This is a genomic window from Thermococcus sp. M36 (genome assembly GCF_012027355.1).
In the GTDB taxonomy this organism is placed as follows: Archaea; Methanobacteriota_B; Thermococci; order Thermococcales; family Thermococcaceae; genus Thermococcus.
The window spans coordinates 1-417 of sequence record NZ_SNUH01000265.1 but is presented as its reverse complement, the minus strand read 5'-3'; the positions used below and the strand labels follow the sequence as shown (position 1 = coordinate 417).

Sequence of the window (417 nt, the reverse complement as noted above, 5' to 3'; positions counted from 1 at the left end):
ATCGCTTACCCAAAAGCCATCGTAAATACATCTTCCTAAATGCTCTGAAAAATGCCCGTAGATATGACGGCTGATGGTTGTTTGAGGATTATACCCGTTAACAACTAATTGTGCAGTGTTTTGTGCTAATAAACAAGAAGTAAAAAAAAACTGCAAAAAGGATAACAATACATTTTTTCATGGCTGCAATAATGTTTAATTATGAAAGTAAATGTAAGCAATGAATTTATAAGTGTATCATTAACACTTAATAAAACTTTATATAGCTATAGCAAATAAAAAAACCACTTAAATTAAGTGGCTTTTGTTCAGTGATCCCGCTGGGACTCGAACCCAGGGCCCCAACATTAAAAGTGTTGTGCTCTACCAACTGAGCTACGAGATCTCACCCGTTTTGTTTTTGGGAGTGCAAAAATA

1 tRNA gene is annotated in these 417 nt (G+C 34.8%); it reads right to left on the bottom strand.

Annotated elements, in window-relative coordinates:
* Positions 1–312: 312 nt before the first annotated feature.
* Positions 313–385: transfer RNA gene (locus tag E3E36_RS12270), tRNA-Lys, on the bottom strand.
* Positions 386–417 lie beyond the last annotated feature (32 nt).